Here is a 16864-nt window from a genome sequence, read left to right as displayed (position 1 = left end):
ACGCCGCCTAGCGGCGGAATCGTGCGATACGAATCCGCCGCCAGACGGCGTGTCGGGACAGGGCAGTGGATCAGTACTTGCCGAGAGCGATGGCCACGTTGTGGCCGCCGAAACCGAACGAGTTGTTGATCGCATACTTGTAGTCGCCCTTGCGGGGTTCCTTGCTGACGATGTCGAGATCGATCTCTGGATCGGGTGTCTCGTAGTTGAGGGTGGGCGGAATGATGCCCTCCTGCAACGACTTCACCGTGATGATGGCCTCGACGGCACCGACCGCGCCCACGGAGTGGCCGAGGGCGCCCTTGGGGGCGTAGACCGCGGCGTGCTGCAGACCGGACTTGTGAATGGCCCTGCCCTCCGCGACGTCACCGACGCTGGTGGCGGTGGCGTGCGCGTTGACGTGGTCGATGTCCTTGGCATCGAGCCCGGCGGTCTCCAGAGCCCGGTTCATGGCCTTGGCCGCGCCGATGCCGTCGGGATGCGGTGCCACCACGTGGAAGCCGTCCGAGGTGATGCCCGCGCCGAGAAGCCGGGCGTAGATCCGCGCGCCGCGCGCCTTGGCGTGCTCCTCGGTCTCGATGACCATGAGTGCGCCGCCCTCGCCGAACACGAAGCCGGTGCGGTTCTTGTCGAACGGCCGCGACGCCCCTGCGGGGTTGTCGTTGTCGGTGGACATCACGATGCGCATGTTGGCGAACGCGGCGATTGGCGCGGCCTCGATGGCAGCCTCGATACCACCGCAGATGGCGATATCGGCATCGCCATAAGCGATCTGACGCCAGGCATGCGCTATGCCCTCATTACCGGAGGCACACGCCGAAACCGGGGTGATGACACCACCACGTGCCTTGCGCTCCAGGCCGATGACGGCGGCAGGACCGTTGGGCATGAACATCTGAACAGTAAGGGGAGAAACGGCTTTTGTGCCCCGGGCGCGCATCTCGTCGTAGGCCTCGACCAACTTCTCGCCGCCGCCCAAGCCGGTGCCGACCGAAACCGTCAGCCGCTCCAGATCGATGTCTTCGGGAGCACCTGCGTCCTCCCAGACCTGACGGCCCAGGATCGCGGCCAGGCGCTGAACGTAGGACAGGCGACGAAGCTCGATCTTCGTCATGTCCTTGTCGAAGTCGCGGACCTTGAGGTGTCCGCCGATCTTCACCGGTAGGTCGTACTGGGCGACGAAATCGTCGTCGAGTACACGAATGCCGCTCTCACCGTTGAGGAGCCCTTTCCAGGTGCCCTCGACGTCGGGCGCGATCGACGTCGTCATGGCCATGCCGGTCACGACGATGTTCGGAAAGCCGCCATTTGCGGTAGATGGTTTGGTCACTGTCGACATCCCCCCATGGACATGTACGTGGCAAGCACGTTCTATCCCCTTTCGAACTCTTCTCTGAGCTATCTGCTAGCCCGAATTTTAGTGAGTTGTCTGCTAGCGAACTCCGTCAGGGTAGGTAGCCGGGCGGATTCGTCCATGAACCTTATGCGAAATTTGTGGAGGAACTGCACAAATCGACTAAGTGTGTCCTGATCGTCGATGCCCGTGTGTGGTGGGTAACAAAGATGACGGGCAAATGAATGAAGGGTGCAGTTACCGGGGCTTCACCAGGGCGAATGTGACCTGTTGCACAATGCCCGCCACGGCCGAAGATCTGTAGCATTGCTCACTATTGGGTCTAGTTTGCCGTGAGAGGAAGCCGGATGCGCGTCGACGGGGACACCTGGGACATCACCTCCAGCGTGGGGGCCACTGCGCTCGGCGTAGCAGCCGCACGCGCCACCGAGACGCTGCGTGCCGACGCGCTCATCCGTGATCCATTCGCGCAGATACTCGTCGACGCGACCGGAAAATCGACCGGCTGGGAGCGGCTGGCCTCCGGCGACGTCGACTGGCCGGACCCGGAGGCGGGCCGGATCTACGGCCGGATGGTCGACTACCAGGCCACCCGCACGCACTTCTTCGACGCCTACTTCCTGTCCGCGGCCACGGCGGGAATTCGGCAGATCGTCATTCTGGCCTCCGGCCTGGACTCCCGCGCGTATCGGCTCGAATGGCCGGTCGGCACCACCGTGTACGAGATCGACCAGCCCCAGGTGCTGGAGTTCAAAGCCTCCGCTCTCGCGGCGCATCAATCGACGGCACAGCGACGCGGCGTGGCCATCGACCTGCGCGAGGACTGGCCTGCTGCGCTGCGTGCGGCTGGGTTCGATTCCGCCCAACCCACCGCATGGCTTGCCGAGGGCCTGCTGCCCTACCTGCCCGCCGACGCCCAGGACAGCCTCTTCCTGAACGTCGGTGCATTGAGTGCGCCGGGCAGTCGCATCGCCGTGGAGGGATACGACGGGAAGTTGGTCCTGGACGAGAGCGAGGAAGAAACGGCTCGCCGGGAACAGGTGCGCGCGGCCTTCAAGACTGCCGTCGATATCGAGGTCACGATCGAGAACCTCATCTACGAGGACGAGGACCGGGCCGATCCTGCGGAATGGCTTGAAGCGCACGGATGGTCGGTGACCAAGACCGATGCGCACGACGAGATGGCGCGGTTGGGCAGGCCGGTTGCCGAGGACGTCCAGCAGGGCACGTTCCGCGGCCAGTTGATCCAGGGGGAGCTTCGGTGACCGGCACGACGACGACACGGTCCGATGACGACAGCTGGGACATCGCCAACAGCGTGGGTGCCACCGCGGTGATGGTGGCCGCCGCCCGGGCGGCCGAAACCCGCAGCCGGACACCGCTGATCAATGACCCTTTCGCGCAGCTTCTCGTCGAGCGGGCGGGATCAGGCGCCTGGTCGGTGATCGCGAGCGACGGATTGCGCCAGCAGCTCGCCGAACTCGATCCCGAGGCCGACCGCATCATGCAGTACGCGGTGGATTACCAGGCGGTCCGCACCCGGTTCTTCGACGCGTTCTTCGAGCGGGCCTCGCGTGCGGGCATCACCCAGGTGGTGATCCTGGCCGCGGGCCTGGATTCTCGCGCCTATCGCCTGGACTGGCCGGTCGGCACCACCGTGTACGAGATAGATCAGCCGCTGGTGCTGCAGTACAAGCGCCAGACACTGGACGAGCATGAGGTGCGTTCCGCGTGCCTTCGGCGTGAAGTGCCCGTCGACTTGCGACAGGACTGGCCCAGAGCCCTGCAGGACGAGGGATTCGACGTGGCATCGCCCACGGCGTGGCTGGCAGAAGGCCTGCTCATGTATCTGCCGACCGAGGCGCAGGACCGGCTCTTCGAGCTGATCGTGGACCAGAGCGCGCCGGGCAGCAGGATCGCCGTCGAGGCTGTGGGACCGGACAACGACAAGCGGCAAGAGTTCCGAGGCAAGATGCGTCAACACTTCGACCGAGCCCGCAAGCTGGCCGGGTTGGACGGCGAGTCCCTCGATGTCGGATCGCTGATGTATCACGACGAGGACCGCACCGATGTCCCTCAATGGCTCGCCGGTCGTGGATGGACGGTGCGGGCGATACCCGCCGAGGTGGAGATGGCAGGGGCGGGTCGACCGGCCTACATGGAGCAGGACGTGCGAGGGAACACCCTGATCGAGGCCGAGCTCAAGGGTTGACGGAACGTAACCCTCAGGGGTGCGGGGTTCTCAGGTCCCAACTGGTTGGTTACCATCGGTGATACAGCTCACTTAGCTGCCATCGCGAGTCCGTGTGTACGTGTGTGAACTGCGGAGATGCGCTCATTGATGAGCCTGCCATCGAGAGGAACGGATATGACCACCGAGATCTCTACGCCCGCCGACCAGCACGCTGCGTCCGAGCCCTCACGCATCCCGGACATCGTCCGGGGTCTGCGAGAGACATTCGCGACGGGCCGCACTCGCGAGTACCACTGGCGTAAGGCACAGCTTGTCGGCCTGGAGCGGCTCTTCTCCGAGAACGAGGCCGCAATCGCCACCGCGTTGCACGAGGACTTGGGGCGGTCCTCGGCTGAGGCCTGGATCGCCGATGTGGTCGGTTCGGTCGTCGAGGTCGTTTATGCCCGCAAGAACCTTCGCCGGTGGATGCGACGCAAGCGGGTGCGTGGCCTGCCGCTGGCCCAGCAACCCGCCAAGGCATGGTCGGTGGCCGAGCCGTACGGCACGGTGTTGGTCATCGGGGCGTGGAACTTCCCGCTGTACCTCACGCTGGGCCCTGTGGTCGGCGCCCTGGCGGCCGGCAACACGGTCGCCATCAAACCCTCGGAGATCGCGCCGGCTTCGTCGGCCCTGATGGCCAAGCTCATTCCTCAATACCTCGATCCGCATGCGGTGGCCGTCGTCGAAGGCGACGGCTCGGTCACGCAGGAACTGCTGGCCCAAGGTTTCGACAAGGCACTGTTCACGGGCGGCACCGAGATCGGCAAGCGCATCCTGGAAGGAGCTGCGCCGCATCTGACACCGGTCGCGCTGGAGCTGGGTGGCAAGTCGCCGGTCTATGTGGCCGCCGACGCCAACATCGAAGTGGCTGCTCGCCGTATCGGATACATGAAGGGCCTGAACTCGGGCCAGGTGTGTCTGGCCCCCGACTACGTTCTTGTCGACTCGGCAGTGCGCGATGAGCTGGTCGAGAAGATCACGGCCGCGTGGGCAGAGTTCCAGGCCGACAAGGAATCCAAGGGACTGCGGGTGGTCAACCAACGCCAGTTCGATCGGTTGGTGGGTTACCTGGCCGCTACCGAGGGCGAGGTGGCCACCGGCGGCGGCTCCGACGCGTCAGCGCTCACCATCGAGCCGACGATCGTGGTTGATCCGAGCGCAGACGAGCCGCTCATGCAGAACGAGATCTTCGGTCCGATCCTGCCGGTGCTGACCGCAGATTCTCTCGATGACGCCATCGGCTTCATCAACTCGCGTCCCAAGCCGTTGGCGGCCTACGCATTCACCGAGTCCAAGCGGATCGGTAATCGTTTCATCGACGAGGTACCGGCGGGCGGCACCGTCATCAACCACCTGCTGTACCACGCGGTGATCCCCAATCTGCCCTTCGGCGGGGTCGGTGCCAGCGGCATGGGTGCCTACCACGGCAAGGCCGGCTTCGATGAGTTCAGCCACCTCAAGTCGACGCTGTACAAGAGCACCAAGATGGACCTCAAGCTGCCGTATCCGCCGTACCTGGAGAAGAATCTGAAGCTGATGAAAAAGCTTATGTAACTTAAGGTTTCGTCCTTCTGCTTCACCCAACCCAATGAAGTGTCAAGTGAATAGGAGTTCTGCATGCCGGGAGTGCAAGACCGGGTAATTGTCGTGACCGGAGCAGGTGGGGGACTGGGCCGCGAGTACGCGCTCACCCTCGCCAGTGAGGGCGCCTCGGTCGTCGTCAACGATTTGGGCGGTGCCCGAGACGGATCCGGCGCCGGGTCGGCCATGGCCGATGGCGTGGTCGACGAGATCAAGGCGGCCGGTGGCCGGGCTGTCGCCAACTATGACAGCGTCGCAACCGAAGAGGGCGCGGCCAACATCGTCAAGACGGCCCTCGACGAGTTCGGTGCGATTCACGGCGTGGTGAGTAACGCAGGCATCCTGCGCGACGGCACATTCCACAAGATGACCTACGACAGTTGGCATGCGGTGCAACAGGTTCACCTGTACGGCGGATACAACATCACTCGCGCCGCTTGGCCGCATTTCCGTGAACAGGGCTACGGCCGCATCGTGGTCGCCACGTCGACCAGCGGTCTGTTCGGCAACTTCGGGCAAGCCAATTACAGCGCGGCCAAACTCGGACTCGTCGGGCTCATCAACACCCTTGCGTTGGAGGGTGCCAAGTACAACATCCACTCCAACGCGATCGCACCGATTGCAGCCACCCGGATGACCGCCGACATCGCTCCCGAGGCGGTGTTGGACAAGCTGCCGCCGTCCTTCGTCGCGCCCGTCGTCGGATATCTGTGCACGGAGGAAAGCACCGACAACGGTTCGGTTTTCGTCGTCGGCGGCGGCAAGGTGCAACGTGTCGCGCTGTTCGAGAACGCAGGCGCGGACTTTGACGCGCCTCCCACCGTGGAAGAGGTTGCCGAGAAGTGGTCGCAGATCGCCGATCTGTCGAACGCCGTCAAGGCCGGCCCGCCCTCACTCGCATGAAAGCGATACAGGCACAGTCACTTTCGGGACCGGAAGGGCTGGTCTACACCGATGTCGAGGAGCCGCGCGGTGACAATGTCGTGGTCGTCGACGTCAAGGCCGCGGGAGTCTGTTTTCCTGACTATCTGATGACCAAGGGTGAATACCAGCTGAAAATGGAGCCGCCCTTCGTCCCGGGAATCGAGACCGCCGGGGTGGTGCGTTCGGCTCCGCAGGGATCCGGAATCAACCCCGGTGATCGGGTGATGGCCTTCAATTTCATTGGCGGATACGCCGAACGTGTGGCGGTGGCGCCGTCCAACATCTTGCCGACGCCACCCCAACTCGACGATGCCGAGGCCGTCGCGCTCATCGCGAACTACCACACCATGTACTTCGCCTATGCCCGCCGAGGGCAGTTGCGTGCGGGGGAGACGGTGCTGGTGCTTGGTGCTGCGGGCGGTATCGGCACCGCAGCAATCCAGATTGCCAAGGGCATGGGTGCCAAGGTGATTGCGGTGGTCAACCGAACTGCGGCAACGGAATTCGTCAAGAGTGTCGGTGCCGATGTCGTCCTGCCGCTGGAAGAGGGCTGGGCCAAACAGGTGCGCGATGCGACCGGCGGCCACGGTGTCGACATGGTGGTCGACCCGATCGGCGGCCCGGCATTCGACGATGCGGTGCGCACGCTTGCTTCCGAAGGGCGGCTATTGGTCGTCGGATTCGCGGCCGGAGGGATACCGACGATCAAGGTCAATCGCCTGCTTCTGCGCAACGCCTCGCTGGTCGGCGTGGCCTGGGGTGAATTCCTGCGGACCCATCCGGACTACCTGTACGAGACGCAGGCGGGTCTGGAAAAGCTGGTGGCCGAGGGGATGCGCCCACCGGTGAGCGCACGTATACCGCTGTCCGAAGGCCGTCAGGCACTGCAGGACTTCGCCGACGGAAAGGTCTACGGAAAGATGGTGTTGGTTCCGTGACGGGCAAGGTGTTCAACGGAATTGACGAGGTCACCACCGGTGATCTGGGCACCACCGATTGGCTCCTGATCGATCAGGAGCGCGTCAACACGTTCGCCGATGCCACCGGTGATCACCAGTGGATTCACGTCGACCCCGAGCGCGCCGCCGATGGCCCGTTCGGGGGCACCATCGCGCACGGGCTGCTCACCCTGTCCTTGCTGCCGCACTTTCAGTTCGAGCTGGTTCGCGTCGACAACATCGCGATGGGAATCAATTACGGCTACAACAAGGTTCGCTTCATCAATCCGGTTCGGGTGGGCTCAAGGCTGCGGGCGCGGGCCGAGGTGACCAATGTCGAGCAGAAGCCCGGCGCCGTGGATGTGACCATCGTGACTACCGTCGAGATCGAAGGTGCCGACAAGCCAGCCTGTGTGGCGGAGTCGATTTCGCGCTACATCGCGTAATGATTTGTGGTGCCGTGTCAGGGAACGATGGCACAGGGTATTTCGGCCCCGACGTGACAAGGGTGACCGGCGACAGGCTTGGGGCCCTGATACCCATTCTCGCCCAATGGAATCGTGACCAGCGATTTGTCAACCAATTGGACACCACATATTGCAGGGTGGCGTAAATCTCACCGTGATCTACGACGATGTGTAGATCACGTCAGTCAGGTGTTATGTTACTGCTCAGTTCGGGCCCCGCTTTCTCTGTGACCAGCGAAGATGATGTGCCCGAGAGGTTTGGACGAGAGGGCATCACGTGGGTCAGCCAGCACGCGGACGTGTTGCCCCTGGGTATTCGGTGCGTTCGAACGTGAGGGCACGATGACCACATTCGAAGGGGCGAGTCCGGCTCGGCCTGCCACACCCTCCCGCGACGCGGTCTCGGGCGCCCTCAAAGAGTACGTGCGCAAGCATCCAGTGCAGGCGGTGGAAACCGCAGGCAGCCAGATCGTTCTGGGCGTACGGGCGATGCAGTACATGTTCTCGGATCTGATTCATCGCGCGTTCCCGTGGAAGGAATTCATCCACCAGGGCGCATTCATGGCCGGCAGCGCCGTGGTGCCGACGCTGCTGGTGGCCATCCCCATCGGTGTCACCCTGTCCATCCAGTTCGCTCTATTGGCGGGCCAGGTCGGCGCGTCCTCCCTGGCGGGCGCCGCCAGCGGTGTCGCGATCGTGCGCCAGGGCGCCTCCCTGGTCGCGGCCGTGCTGATGGCATCCGCAGTGGGCTCGGCCATCACCGCGGACCTGGGCTCTCGAACCATGCGCGAAGAGATCGACGCCATGGAGGTGATGGGTGTGTCGGTGATTCGACGGCTCGTCGTCCCGCGCGTCGCCGCGGCCGTCCTGGTCGGTGTCGGCCTCACCGGTACCACGTGTTTCGTCGGATTCTTGGCGAGCTACCTGTTCAACGTCTACTTCCAGCACGGGGCGCCGGGAAGCTTCGTCGCGACCTTCGCCTCGTTCACCCGTGTCGACGATCTGATCCTGGCGCTGCTCAAGGCGATCCTGTACGGCCTCATCGTCGCGATCGTCGCGTGTGACAAGGGACTGACCACCAAGGGTGGCCCGGCCGGTGTCGCCAACTCGGTGAACGCCGCGGTCGTCGAGTCCATCTTGGTGCTCATGCTGATCAACGTGCTGGTCAGCCAGGTGTATGTCATGGTCTTCCCCAGGCACGGGATATAGGGGCCCCGGCATGACCATCTCTACATACCGCCCCAAGGGCGTTCAGCCGATCATCGACGCCGGGCACCGGATCGCCCAGTCGATTCGGCGGCTCGGCCACATGCTGGCGTTCTTCGTGGAGGCCATCGCGTCCATCCCGAACGCTCTGCGCTACTACTCCAAGGAGTTCTTCCGGCTACTGGCCGACGTCACCTGGGGTAACGGCTCGTTGGTCACCGGCGGTGGGACCGTTGGTGTGGCCGCGGTGCTGGGTGCCACTATCGGTGCCCTGATCGGTATCGAGGCCTACAACCTGCTGAACATCATCGGCCTGGGCCCGGCCACCGGATTCATTTCCTCCCTGGTTTCCACCCGCGAGCTGGCGCCGGTGATGGCCGCCCTCGCGTTCGCGATGCAGGCAGGCTGCCGCTTCACCGCGCAACTGGGCGCGCAGCGCATCAACGAGGAAATCGACGCCCTGGACGCGTTGGCGATCCGGCCCATCCCGTACCTGGTCACCACCCGCTTGCTGGCCTCGACCGTCGCCGTGGTTCCGCTGTACCTGCTGTGCCTGGTCATCAGCTACATCACGTGCCGACTGCTGGTCGGGATTTCCAGCGGCGGTTCGATTGGCGGTGCCTACAACCACTACTTCACGATGATGTTGAGTGGCACCGACGTCGTCTATTCGGTGATCAAGGCCGTCGTCTTCGTGTGGATCGCGTCGACCATCCAGTGCTATTTCGGTTTCAACGCCTCGGGTGGACCCGAGGGTGTAGGTGTGGCCGCCGGTCACGCGATGCGTGCGGCCATCACCGTGGTGATCATCGTGAACATGCTTCTCACCATGGCGTTGTGGGGAGTCGATGCCGGCGCAAGGTTCGGTGGTTGACATGAGCGGTGGATCATTCTCAGCGAGCGGTCGCGGTTGGTCCGACCGTGCCCTGCTGGTCGCCGGCATCGCGGTGCTGGCGATCCTGGGCTTGGTGACCGGGCTGTTGCTCGCCAAGTCCAAGGGCTACTTGGAGGACACCGTCAAGGTCGACGCTCAGCTCATGAACGTCGGCGACGGATTGCCCGAACGTGCCGACGTGAAGTTCCGCGGCATGCTGGTCGGGGCCGTCACGTCGGTGACACCTGCCGAGGACGGCAAGCCGAACATTGTGCACATCGACCTGAAGTCCGAGCACGCCGGCGGCATTCCGAGCACCGTCACCGCGCGCGTGGTGCCGAGCAACGTGTTCGCGGTGTCGTCGGTGCAGCTGGTCGACAACGGGGACGGGGCCGGAATCCGTAACGGCGCGGTGATCACCGAGGACACCAAGCTGCCGACGGTGCTGTTCCAGACGACCACCAACAAGCTGCGCCAGGTGCTTGCCGCTACCGAACGGCAACGGGGCGACCCGCCGATCGGTCTGATCGGTGTGTTCGGCGAGGCCACCCAGGGCCGCGGTAACAAGCTGCTGACCTCCGGTGCTCGGTTGCAGGCGATCCTCACCGAGTTCAACGCCATGGTCACAGCCAGCCCGAACGATCCCTCGACGATCGCGGCGCTGGAGAAGGTGTCAGACGCACTGAGCACCACCTCCCCTCGACTGCTGGACAACCTGGAGAACGCCCTGGTGCCGCTGCGCACCGTAGCCCAGAAACAAAATGATGTGCGGGGGCTGCTTTCCGCCGGCCTGCACACCACCGGGACCACCGCGACGGCCATCGACAATCACATCGACCAGATGATTGGCATCGGCACCCACCTGACTCCGGTCGTGGGTGTCCTCGCGCAGAACGCGGACAAGTTCGTACCGATCGCAACGCGTGTGCGGGCGCTGTCGGACGCCGCGTTCGCCAACGGCTGGGACCCGGGGCGACAGGTCATCGGCCTGAACCTCATCCTGTCGTTCAGCCCGGCCTGGACCTACGTCCGCGACGACTGCCCGCGATATGGCGAGCTGGCCGGACCGAGTTGCACCACGGCGCCGGAGACGCGCCAGTGGATCGACATCCCCGAGGTGCTGCAGCCCGGCAGTTACAAGCCGCCGCCAGATATCGCGCCGCCACCGGGAACCATCTTCCCGCCGACCGCGGCCGACATCATGCTGCACGGCACGGGGCCCAACCCGCAGGAAGTCGACAGAGCGGCGAACCCGGTGCTGCCGCCGTTCGGTCCGCCGCCCAACCCGGCACCCGCCGGGGTGGCGCCTGCCTCGTTCGGTGGAAATGTCGGACCGGTGGGCAGCGCGGTCGAGCGTGAGCAGCTCGGCAAGGCGCTGGGCGGAGGCGCGAGCACTTCCCAGCAGCTACTCCTCGGGCCGGTGGCGCGTGGAACGACGATCTCGGTGAGCCGCGACACCTCGGATGCCGAGGCCGGCCAACCCGATTCGGCACAGCCCAACTCGGCCCAGGGAGGCGGACGATGAAGAACTTCCGGGCCGCGGCGATCGGGCTGTCGCTGTTCGTCGTGTTCGCGATCGGCGTGACAACGCTGGTGTACGGGACCCTGCGCCGCGACACCACCGGGTCGACCAAGAACTACACCGCGATTTTCACCGATGTCACCGGCGTGCGGGTGGGTGACGATGTGCGCATCGCAGGTGTGCGGGTGGGACGCGTCGACTCCATCGAGCTGGACGGTTCACTCGCCAAGCTCAAGTTCCGCGTCAAGAGCAACCAGAACCTGTACGGCAACACGATTGTCGCGGTGACTTACCAGAACATCATCGGTCAGCGCTACATCTCGCTGTCCCGCGGTATCGATGGCAGCCCGGAGCGGCTACCCGAAGGCAGTGTCATTCCGGTGGAGCGGACCGAACCCTCCTTCGACGTCGGTGCGCTGCTCAATGGATTCGAGCCGCTGTTCACCCTCCTGGACCCCAAGCAGGTCGACAACCTGTCCAACGGGCTCATCGACGCATTCGCCGGTGACAAGGGCGCGCTGGCCCACGTCGTGGCGCAGACCACCGAGATCACGAAGTCCTTTGCCGGGCGCGATCAATCGCTGGGTGGCCTGATCGACAACCTCAACACCGTCCTGGACAACGTCGCCAAGCAGAACGACAACCTCGACCAGTTGGTCATCCAGGGCCAGAACGTCGTCGGTGAACTGGACAACCGGCGTCAGAACCTGGTCTCGTCGATCGGTTCCGCGACGCATGTGGTCAGCCGGATCCAGACCATCGGCGACAACGTCTATCCGCAGATGCAGGAGCTCGTCTACCGCGAGCCCGGCACTGCCGCGCACATCCTGGCCAACAAGGATCAGTTCGCCTTCCTGGGCTCCAACCTGCCGTTGCTGCTCAAGGGCCTTGCTCGCACGACTCAGGATGGCGCGTATGGCAACTCGTACGCCTGCCAGCTGAACATCAACGGGTTCTTCCCGGGTCTCAATGACCTGGTCCCCGCCATTGTCCGGCACGCCACGCACGGTGGTGTCGCGAAGTACACACCGAAATGCCGAGGGATCGAATGAGCCCCCGTGAACGTAAGCTAGAAGACCGCAGCAAGTTCTGGATCGGCATGATCGCCGTGGGCGTCGTCGCCGCGATCATCGCATCGATGCTGCTGTACCGCCAGATCGGTTTCGGATACACCCGCTATCAGGCCGAATTCGCACAGGCCGCCCAGCTCAAGAAGGGCGACTACGTCAGCGTCGCGGGCGTCGACGTCGGCGAGGTGAAAAGTGTGGTCCTCGACGGCACCAAGGTGCTGGTCGATATGCGGGTGCGTGACGAAGTGAAGCTGGGTGCCGAGACGCAGGCGGCGATCAAGACCACCACACTGCTCGGTTCGCGTTACGTCGAGCTGCGGCCACGCGGTGCCGGCGCCATTCCTAACAAGCGAATCGCTTTGTCGCACACCGAGGTGCCCTACGACCTGCAGGCTCTGCTTGCCGACACCGCAGCCACCTACGAGCAGGTCGACGCGACGAAGCTGGCCCAGTCGATCGACATCCTGGCCAAGCAACTCGACGGGTTGCCCGAGGCGCTGCCCGAGGCGATGCGCAATCTGAAGGACTTGTCGGGGATTGTCTCCACCCGGCGGACTCAGATCGGTGAGCTGCTCAAGAGCGCGTCCACCGTCACCGCGACGCTGCACCGCCAGCAGGCGAACCTGGGACACCTGGTCTTTCAGGGGCGCGATCTGTTGGGAGAGTTCGTGTCCCGCAAGGCGTCATTCCAGCGTTTGATGGCATCGATCACCAAGGTCGTCGACCTGCTGAGCAAGGTTGTCGTCAAGGACCGGCCGGCCTTCGAGAAGCTGTTGCAGCAGCTGCGGGACGTCACGGCAATGGCCAGCGATCACGACGACTACATGCGAAATCTGTTGCAGATCCTGCCCGTTCCGCTGCGTAACTTTACGAACGCGACCGGCTCGGGGTACTCCATGGGCATCAACTTGACCAACGGTCTGATCGTGGACAACTGGATGTGCGCCATCAGTAGCCGCGCGCAGCAGTGGGGCCTGCTCGAGTACTTCAAGGACTGCGCATGAGCATCAACGTGACACAGCAGGGGTCCACGGCCCGCCGGGTGTTCATGATCGGCGCGGTGTCGGTGCTCGTCGTGCTGGCGCTTGTCGGTGGCTATCTGGGTCTGCGCAAGGCCGGCGTGGTTGACGACAAGATCACCGTCACCGCCCAATTCGATGAGGGTTCGGGCCTTTTCGTCGGCAACGTGGTCGAGGTGCTCGGGCTGCCGGTGGGAGCGATCGAATCGGTCGAGGCCAAGGGCACCTATGTCGAGGTCAAGTTCAACGTCGACAAGGACGTGAAGGTACCGGCGAACGTCATCGCCGCGGCCTTCACCAGCTCGGTACTCACCGACCGGCACGTCGCACTGAGCCCGCCGTACACCGAGGGTCCGGTGCTCAAGGACGGCGACCTTATTCCGCTGGATCGCACCCGCACCCCGGTCGGATTCGACCGCGTGCTGGCCACCGTCGACAAGCTCGCCTCAGCGATGAAGGGCGACGGGAAGGGCGGCGGTCCGGCCGCCGATCTGGTCAATATCGGGGCTCAGGCAGCAGCCGGTAACGGTGAGCAGGTCAAGACGGCGCTGGACGAACTGTCCAAGGCGTTGAAGATGACCACCGATGGCGCCGAGACCAAGGATCAGTTGACCACGATCATCAAGAGCGTGAGCTCCTTGGTGAACGCAATGAATGAGAATGACAAGGCAATTCGGCAGTTCGGCTCGGCTGTACACGGCACTGCCGACGTGTTGGCCGCCGAACGGTTCGGCACAGGGAACACGGGTCGCAAGGCCAACGAGGTCTTGAAGAGCACCGCGGAGCTCATCGAGAAAAACCGCGATGTCATCAAGGGTCTCCTGGGGAACAGCAATGTCACCCTGCAGTCGTTGAGCGATAACCAGCGTGAGCTCAAGGAGACTCTGGATCTGCTGCCGCTACTACTGGACAACGTCGATCGATCGATCGATCCGGTCAACGGGTCGCTGCGCTTGCATCCGATGTTGGACAAGCTGCTCTTCGAGAGCCAGTTCACCAAGGAAATCTGCAACATGATGGGTCTGCGGCAGCTCGGATGCAGCACCGGGACGATGGCCGATTATGGTCCCGACTTCGGGCTGACCTACATGCTCGACGGCATGGCCAGGATGGGGCAGTGATGCGCGAGGTGAAGATTTCCAAGCTCAGGTTGGCCGCGCTGGCCACAGTCGGCGCACTGGCCGTATCTGCTTGCACGCCACCAGGACTCGACAGTTTGCCGCTGCCGGCTCCTAACATGGGCTCGCAGTCCTACAAATTGACCGCGCGATTCGCCAACGCGCTCAATCTGCCCGCCAAGGCGAAGGTGCGCCTCGGTGGCGCCGACGTCGGCGAGGTCGAGTCGATGGATGCCGTCGACTATGTGGCGGTGGTCCAGCTGCGCATCCGCGAGGGTGTGCGATTGCCTGTCGGGACCACTGCACAATTGCGCACGGCGACTCCGCTGGGCGATGTCTTCGTGGCGGTCACCCCGCCGGCCACGCCGAGCGGTCAGCTGCTCAAAGACGGCGGCACGCTGGACCTGGACAACACCTCGTCGGCCGCGACGGTCGAGGGAGTGCTCGCTTCCGCGGCCGTGCTCGTCAACGGTGGGGTGATCCGGAACCTGACACATGTGGTGAACGGGCTAGGAAAGTCCTCCGGCGGTAACGGCAGTAACGGCATCGTGTTCGGTGACATCGTCAAGCAGTCTGACCAGTTGATGGGTACGCTCAACGGCCGGTCCGCGCAGATCCAAAACTCGCTGGACAAGACCTCGCAGTTGGCCTCCACGCTCTCGGCACGGGAGAAGACGATCAACGATCTGCTGGAGTCCGGTGCACCCGCGTTGAAGGCGATCGATCCGCATCAGGTCACCGACCTCGCGAACACGGCCGGACATATCTCGGATCAGCTGGCGAAGTTCCCGTCGATTCAGGGCACCGACACCCGCAGCATGATCGCCGACTTCAACACGGTCGCCAAGGGATTCAACGACGTCACGGTGAGCCCGGACACGAGCCTGGTCGCGCTGAACCGTCTGCTTCCGATATTGATCAAGGCCAATGCCGGCAGTGCACTGGCTGTCGACGTCAACATGGCCAAGCTGGCGCTCGGTAACTGGCCCGATGCCGGGTACAAGGGCGACCCGACTTTCCACGGTCCCAAGCAGGCTGACTGGGGTTATCTCGTCGGTAGCTTCAAATACTCGCTGTACCGGTTGCAGGAGCGCGTTGTGGGTCAGGGACCGAATCCGCCCGCCCCGGCACCGCAGCCGGAACCACAACCCGCGCCTGCTCCCGCCCCTGAGCCAGGACCCGGCCGATGACCGCCCCCGTGCAGTCCGGTGGCGTGCTGGAATCGATATCGCGCGGTCTGCTGTCGATAGGTGACGTGTTCAAGCGCAGCTGGAAATGGCTGTCGGTTGTCGGCTTGGTGGCGATCCTCGTCGTCTGCGTCGGCTACGTGATGTTCGGGACATTGAAGGTGAACCCGATCGAGTCCGATTACCAGGTGAAGGTGCAGCTGCACGAATCCGGTGGGTTGCTGCCGAACCAGGAAGTCACCCTGCGCGGGGTGCCGATCGGCCGGGTGCAATCGGTCAAACTGGAGAAGGGCGGCGTCGTCGCGACCGCGGCCATCGAGGGTTCGGTGAAGCTTCCGGTCGACAGCGAGGTCAGGGTTTCCGGCCTGTCACCGGCCGGCGAGCAGTATCTCGATTTCCGGCCGACGACGAACAACGGCCCCTTTCTGGGGAACAACAGCATCGTCGCGCTGGGCAAGGCGACCACCCCGATAACGCTCGCGCAGGTGCTGGCGGATTCCGATGGTCTACTGGCGCAGCTGGATACCGAGAAGCTGAGCACTCTGCGCAAGGAGTTGGGGGTCAGTGCGCAGGGGCCGGAGAAGCTCGCCGACATCTTCGACGGCGGCACCTTCCTGATCACCACCCTGGATGGCGTACTGCCGGAAACGGTGACGCTGCTCAAGTCCAGCAAGGTGACGTTCTCCACGTTGGTGGACCTCAACTCGGGTCTGGACGCCACCGGTCAGCAATTGGGCAGCACCTTCGCCGGTCTGAAGAAGATGGACGGCGGTTTCCGGACTCTGCTGGAGCGGGCTCCACAGACCCTTCACGGTGTGGACAACCTTTTCACCGACAACTCCGACACCATGGTGCAACTGCTGGGCAATCTCGCGACGGTCGCGCAGCTGAACTACGTGCGTGTCCCGGCCCTCAACGCGTTGTTCCCCGGGCCTGAGGTGCGTGGGTCGATGCTGGAAAGCGCGGCGTCGATCTTCCACGACGGCGCCGTCTGGGCACTTGCCGACCTGCTGTATCCGCGACCCACGTGCGATTACGCCACGCCCCGCAAGCCGGTCTCGGACGCCAGCTTCTACGAACCGGCGTTGTACTCCACCTACTGCGCCAACCCCGATCCGGCGATGCTGGTTCGTGGTGCGCGCAACGCGCCGCGTCCCGCCGACGACGACACCGCGGGCCCGCCGCCCAACGCGGACCTGGCCAAGGTGTCCGATCCGACGCCGCGCGGCAAGTGGAGCGTTCCCACGCCGTATGGTGGACCGCAGTGGCCTCTCCCGATTCCAGGCGACGCACCCTTGCCTCCCGAGGCGCCTGCACCGCCGCCCGGTTTCGGCAATACTCCACCTACCGGACGCTAGGCGCGTTCGGATA

The 16864-nt window shown here is 64.1% G+C and carries 15 protein-coding genes; 14 read left to right on the top strand and 1 reads right to left on the bottom strand.

Features of this window, described 5'->3' with window-relative positions; translation table 11 throughout:
- Nucleotides 1–70 precede the first annotated feature (70 nt).
- On the bottom strand, nt 71–1330 hold the full coding sequence (locus MYCSP_RS21755) for a KasA/KasB family beta-ketoacyl-ACP synthase (RefSeq protein WP_070911727.1): 1260 nt from the start codon (nt 1328–1330) through the stop codon (nt 71–73).
- Nucleotides 1331–1701: 371 nt separating this feature from the next.
- Between MYCSP_RS21755 and MYCSP_RS21750 the strand changes: the two genes are divergently transcribed.
- The 14 genes from MYCSP_RS21750 (at nt 1702) to MYCSP_RS21685 (ending at nt 16851) form a co-directional block, all read left to right on the top strand.
- Nucleotides 1702–2619 (top strand): class I SAM-dependent methyltransferase, encoded by a 918-nt coding sequence (locus MYCSP_RS21750; RefSeq protein WP_083017580.1) that lies wholly within the window; start codon nt 1702–1704, stop codon nt 2617–2619.
- Nucleotides 2616–3566 (top strand): SAM-dependent methyltransferase, encoded by a 951-nt coding sequence (locus tag MYCSP_RS21745; RefSeq protein WP_088415099.1) that lies wholly within the window; start codon nt 2616–2618, stop codon nt 3564–3566. Before MYCSP_RS21750 ends, MYCSP_RS21745 begins: the two co-directional genes overlap by 4 nt.
- 156 nt (nt 3567–3722) lie before the next feature.
- The gene (locus MYCSP_RS21740) at nt 3723–5141 is read left to right on the top strand and encodes an aldehyde dehydrogenase family protein (RefSeq protein ID WP_083017576.1); all 1419 of its coding nucleotides are present in this window, start codon (nt 3723–3725) and stop codon (nt 5139–5141) included.
- A gap of 63 nt (nt 5142–5204) precedes the next feature.
- Nucleotides 5205–6071 carry an SDR family oxidoreductase gene (locus tag MYCSP_RS21735; protein WP_083017574.1) on the top strand — a complete coding sequence of 289 codons (867 nt, stop codon included), beginning with the start codon at nt 5205–5207 and terminating at the stop codon, nt 6069–6071.
- Nucleotides 6068–7030 (top strand): NADPH:quinone oxidoreductase family protein, encoded by a 963-nt coding sequence (locus MYCSP_RS21730; RefSeq protein ID WP_083017572.1) that lies wholly within the window; start codon nt 6068–6070, stop codon nt 7028–7030. The genes MYCSP_RS21735 and MYCSP_RS21730 overlap by 4 nt, the downstream gene beginning before the upstream one ends.
- Nucleotides 7027–7476, top strand: a complete 450-nt coding sequence (locus MYCSP_RS21725; protein WP_070911733.1) for a MaoC family dehydratase — start codon at nt 7027–7029, stop codon at nt 7474–7476. Before MYCSP_RS21730 ends, MYCSP_RS21725 begins: the two co-directional genes overlap by 4 nt.
- A 363-nt stretch (nt 7477–7839) precedes the next feature.
- Complete coding sequence (locus MYCSP_RS21720; RefSeq protein ID WP_070911734.1) at nt 7840–8706, top strand: MlaE family ABC transporter permease; 867 nt, start codon at nt 7840–7842, stop codon at nt 8704–8706.
- Nucleotides 8707–8716: 10 nt separating this feature from the next.
- Nucleotides 8717–9577 (top strand): MlaE family ABC transporter permease, encoded by an 861-nt coding sequence (locus MYCSP_RS21715; RefSeq protein ID WP_070911735.1) that lies wholly within the window; start codon nt 8717–8719, stop codon nt 9575–9577.
- 1 nt (nt 9578) lies between these two features.
- Nucleotides 9579–11102: an MlaD family protein gene (locus MYCSP_RS21710; protein ID WP_083017570.1), complete on the top strand. Its 1524-nt coding sequence runs from the start codon at nt 9579–9581 to the stop codon at nt 11100–11102.
- Entirely contained in the window at nt 11099–12151 is a 1053-nt protein-coding gene (locus MYCSP_RS21705) for an MCE family protein (protein ID WP_070911737.1), read from the top strand. Before MYCSP_RS21710 ends, MYCSP_RS21705 begins: the two co-directional genes overlap by 4 nt.
- Nucleotides 12148–13173, top strand: coding sequence for an MCE family protein (locus MYCSP_RS21700; protein ID WP_083017568.1), 1026 nt, complete (start codon nt 12148–12150; stop codon nt 13171–13173). Before MYCSP_RS21705 ends, MYCSP_RS21700 begins: the two co-directional genes overlap by 4 nt.
- Nucleotides 13170–14309, top strand: a complete 1140-nt coding sequence (locus MYCSP_RS21695) for an MCE family protein (protein WP_083017566.1) — start codon at nt 13170–13172, stop codon at nt 14307–14309. The genes MYCSP_RS21700 and MYCSP_RS21695 overlap by 4 nt, the downstream gene beginning before the upstream one ends.
- Complete coding sequence (locus MYCSP_RS21690) at nt 14309–15496, top strand: MlaD family protein (protein ID WP_083017564.1); 1188 nt, start codon at nt 14309–14311, stop codon at nt 15494–15496. The genes MYCSP_RS21695 and MYCSP_RS21690 overlap by 1 nt, the downstream gene beginning before the upstream one ends.
- On the top strand, nt 15493–16851 hold the full coding sequence (locus MYCSP_RS21685) for an MlaD family protein (RefSeq protein WP_083017562.1): 1359 nt from the start codon (nt 15493–15495) through the stop codon (nt 16849–16851). Before MYCSP_RS21690 ends, MYCSP_RS21685 begins: the two co-directional genes overlap by 4 nt.
- The last annotated feature ends 13 nt before the right edge of the window (nt 16852–16864 follow it).

The sequence above is a fragment of the Mycobacteroides saopaulense genome (genome assembly GCF_001456355.1).
Lineage (GTDB): Bacteria > Actinomycetota > Actinomycetes > Mycobacteriales > Mycobacteriaceae > Mycobacterium > Mycobacterium saopaulense.
The sequence above is the reverse complement of the archived record's forward strand: the minus strand, read 5'-3'. Positions and strand labels throughout refer to the sequence as shown.

What these genes read in the sequence shown, in the direction of transcription:
- MYCSP_RS21705 (WP_070911737.1), top strand. Translation starts at nt 11,099, where the DNA reads ATGAAGAACTTCCGGGCCGCGGCGATCGGGCTGTCGCTGTTCGTCGTG.
- MYCSP_RS21690 (WP_083017564.1), top strand. Translation starts at nt 14,309, where the DNA reads ATGCGCGAGGTGAAGATTTCCAAGCTCAGGTTGGCCGCGCTGGCCACA.
- MYCSP_RS21730 (WP_083017572.1), top strand. Translation starts at nt 6,068, where the DNA reads ATGAAAGCGATACAGGCACAGTCACTTTCGGGACCGGAAGGGCTGGTC.
- MYCSP_RS21695 (WP_083017566.1), top strand. Translation starts at nt 13,170, where the DNA reads ATGAGCATCAACGTGACACAGCAGGGGTCCACGGCCCGCCGGGTGTTC.
- MYCSP_RS21715 (WP_070911735.1), top strand. Translation starts at nt 8,717, where the DNA reads ATGACCATCTCTACATACCGCCCCAAGGGCGTTCAGCCGATCATCGAC.
- MYCSP_RS21710 (WP_083017570.1), top strand. Translation starts at nt 9,579, where the DNA reads ATGAGCGGTGGATCATTCTCAGCGAGCGGTCGCGGTTGGTCCGACCGT.
- MYCSP_RS21700 (WP_083017568.1), top strand. Translation starts at nt 12,148, where the DNA reads ATGAGCCCCCGTGAACGTAAGCTAGAAGACCGCAGCAAGTTCTGGATC.
- MYCSP_RS21735 (WP_083017574.1), top strand. Translation starts at nt 5,205, where the DNA reads ATGCCGGGAGTGCAAGACCGGGTAATTGTCGTGACCGGAGCAGGTGGG.
- MYCSP_RS21685 (WP_083017562.1), top strand. Translation starts at nt 15,493, where the DNA reads ATGACCGCCCCCGTGCAGTCCGGTGGCGTGCTGGAATCGATATCGCGC.
- MYCSP_RS21720 (WP_070911734.1), top strand. Translation starts at nt 7,840, where the DNA reads ATGACCACATTCGAAGGGGCGAGTCCGGCTCGGCCTGCCACACCCTCC.
- MYCSP_RS21740 (WP_083017576.1), top strand. Translation starts at nt 3,723, where the DNA reads ATGACCACCGAGATCTCTACGCCCGCCGACCAGCACGCTGCGTCCGAG.
- MYCSP_RS21750 (WP_083017580.1), top strand. Translation starts at nt 1,702, where the DNA reads ATGCGCGTCGACGGGGACACCTGGGACATCACCTCCAGCGTGGGGGCC.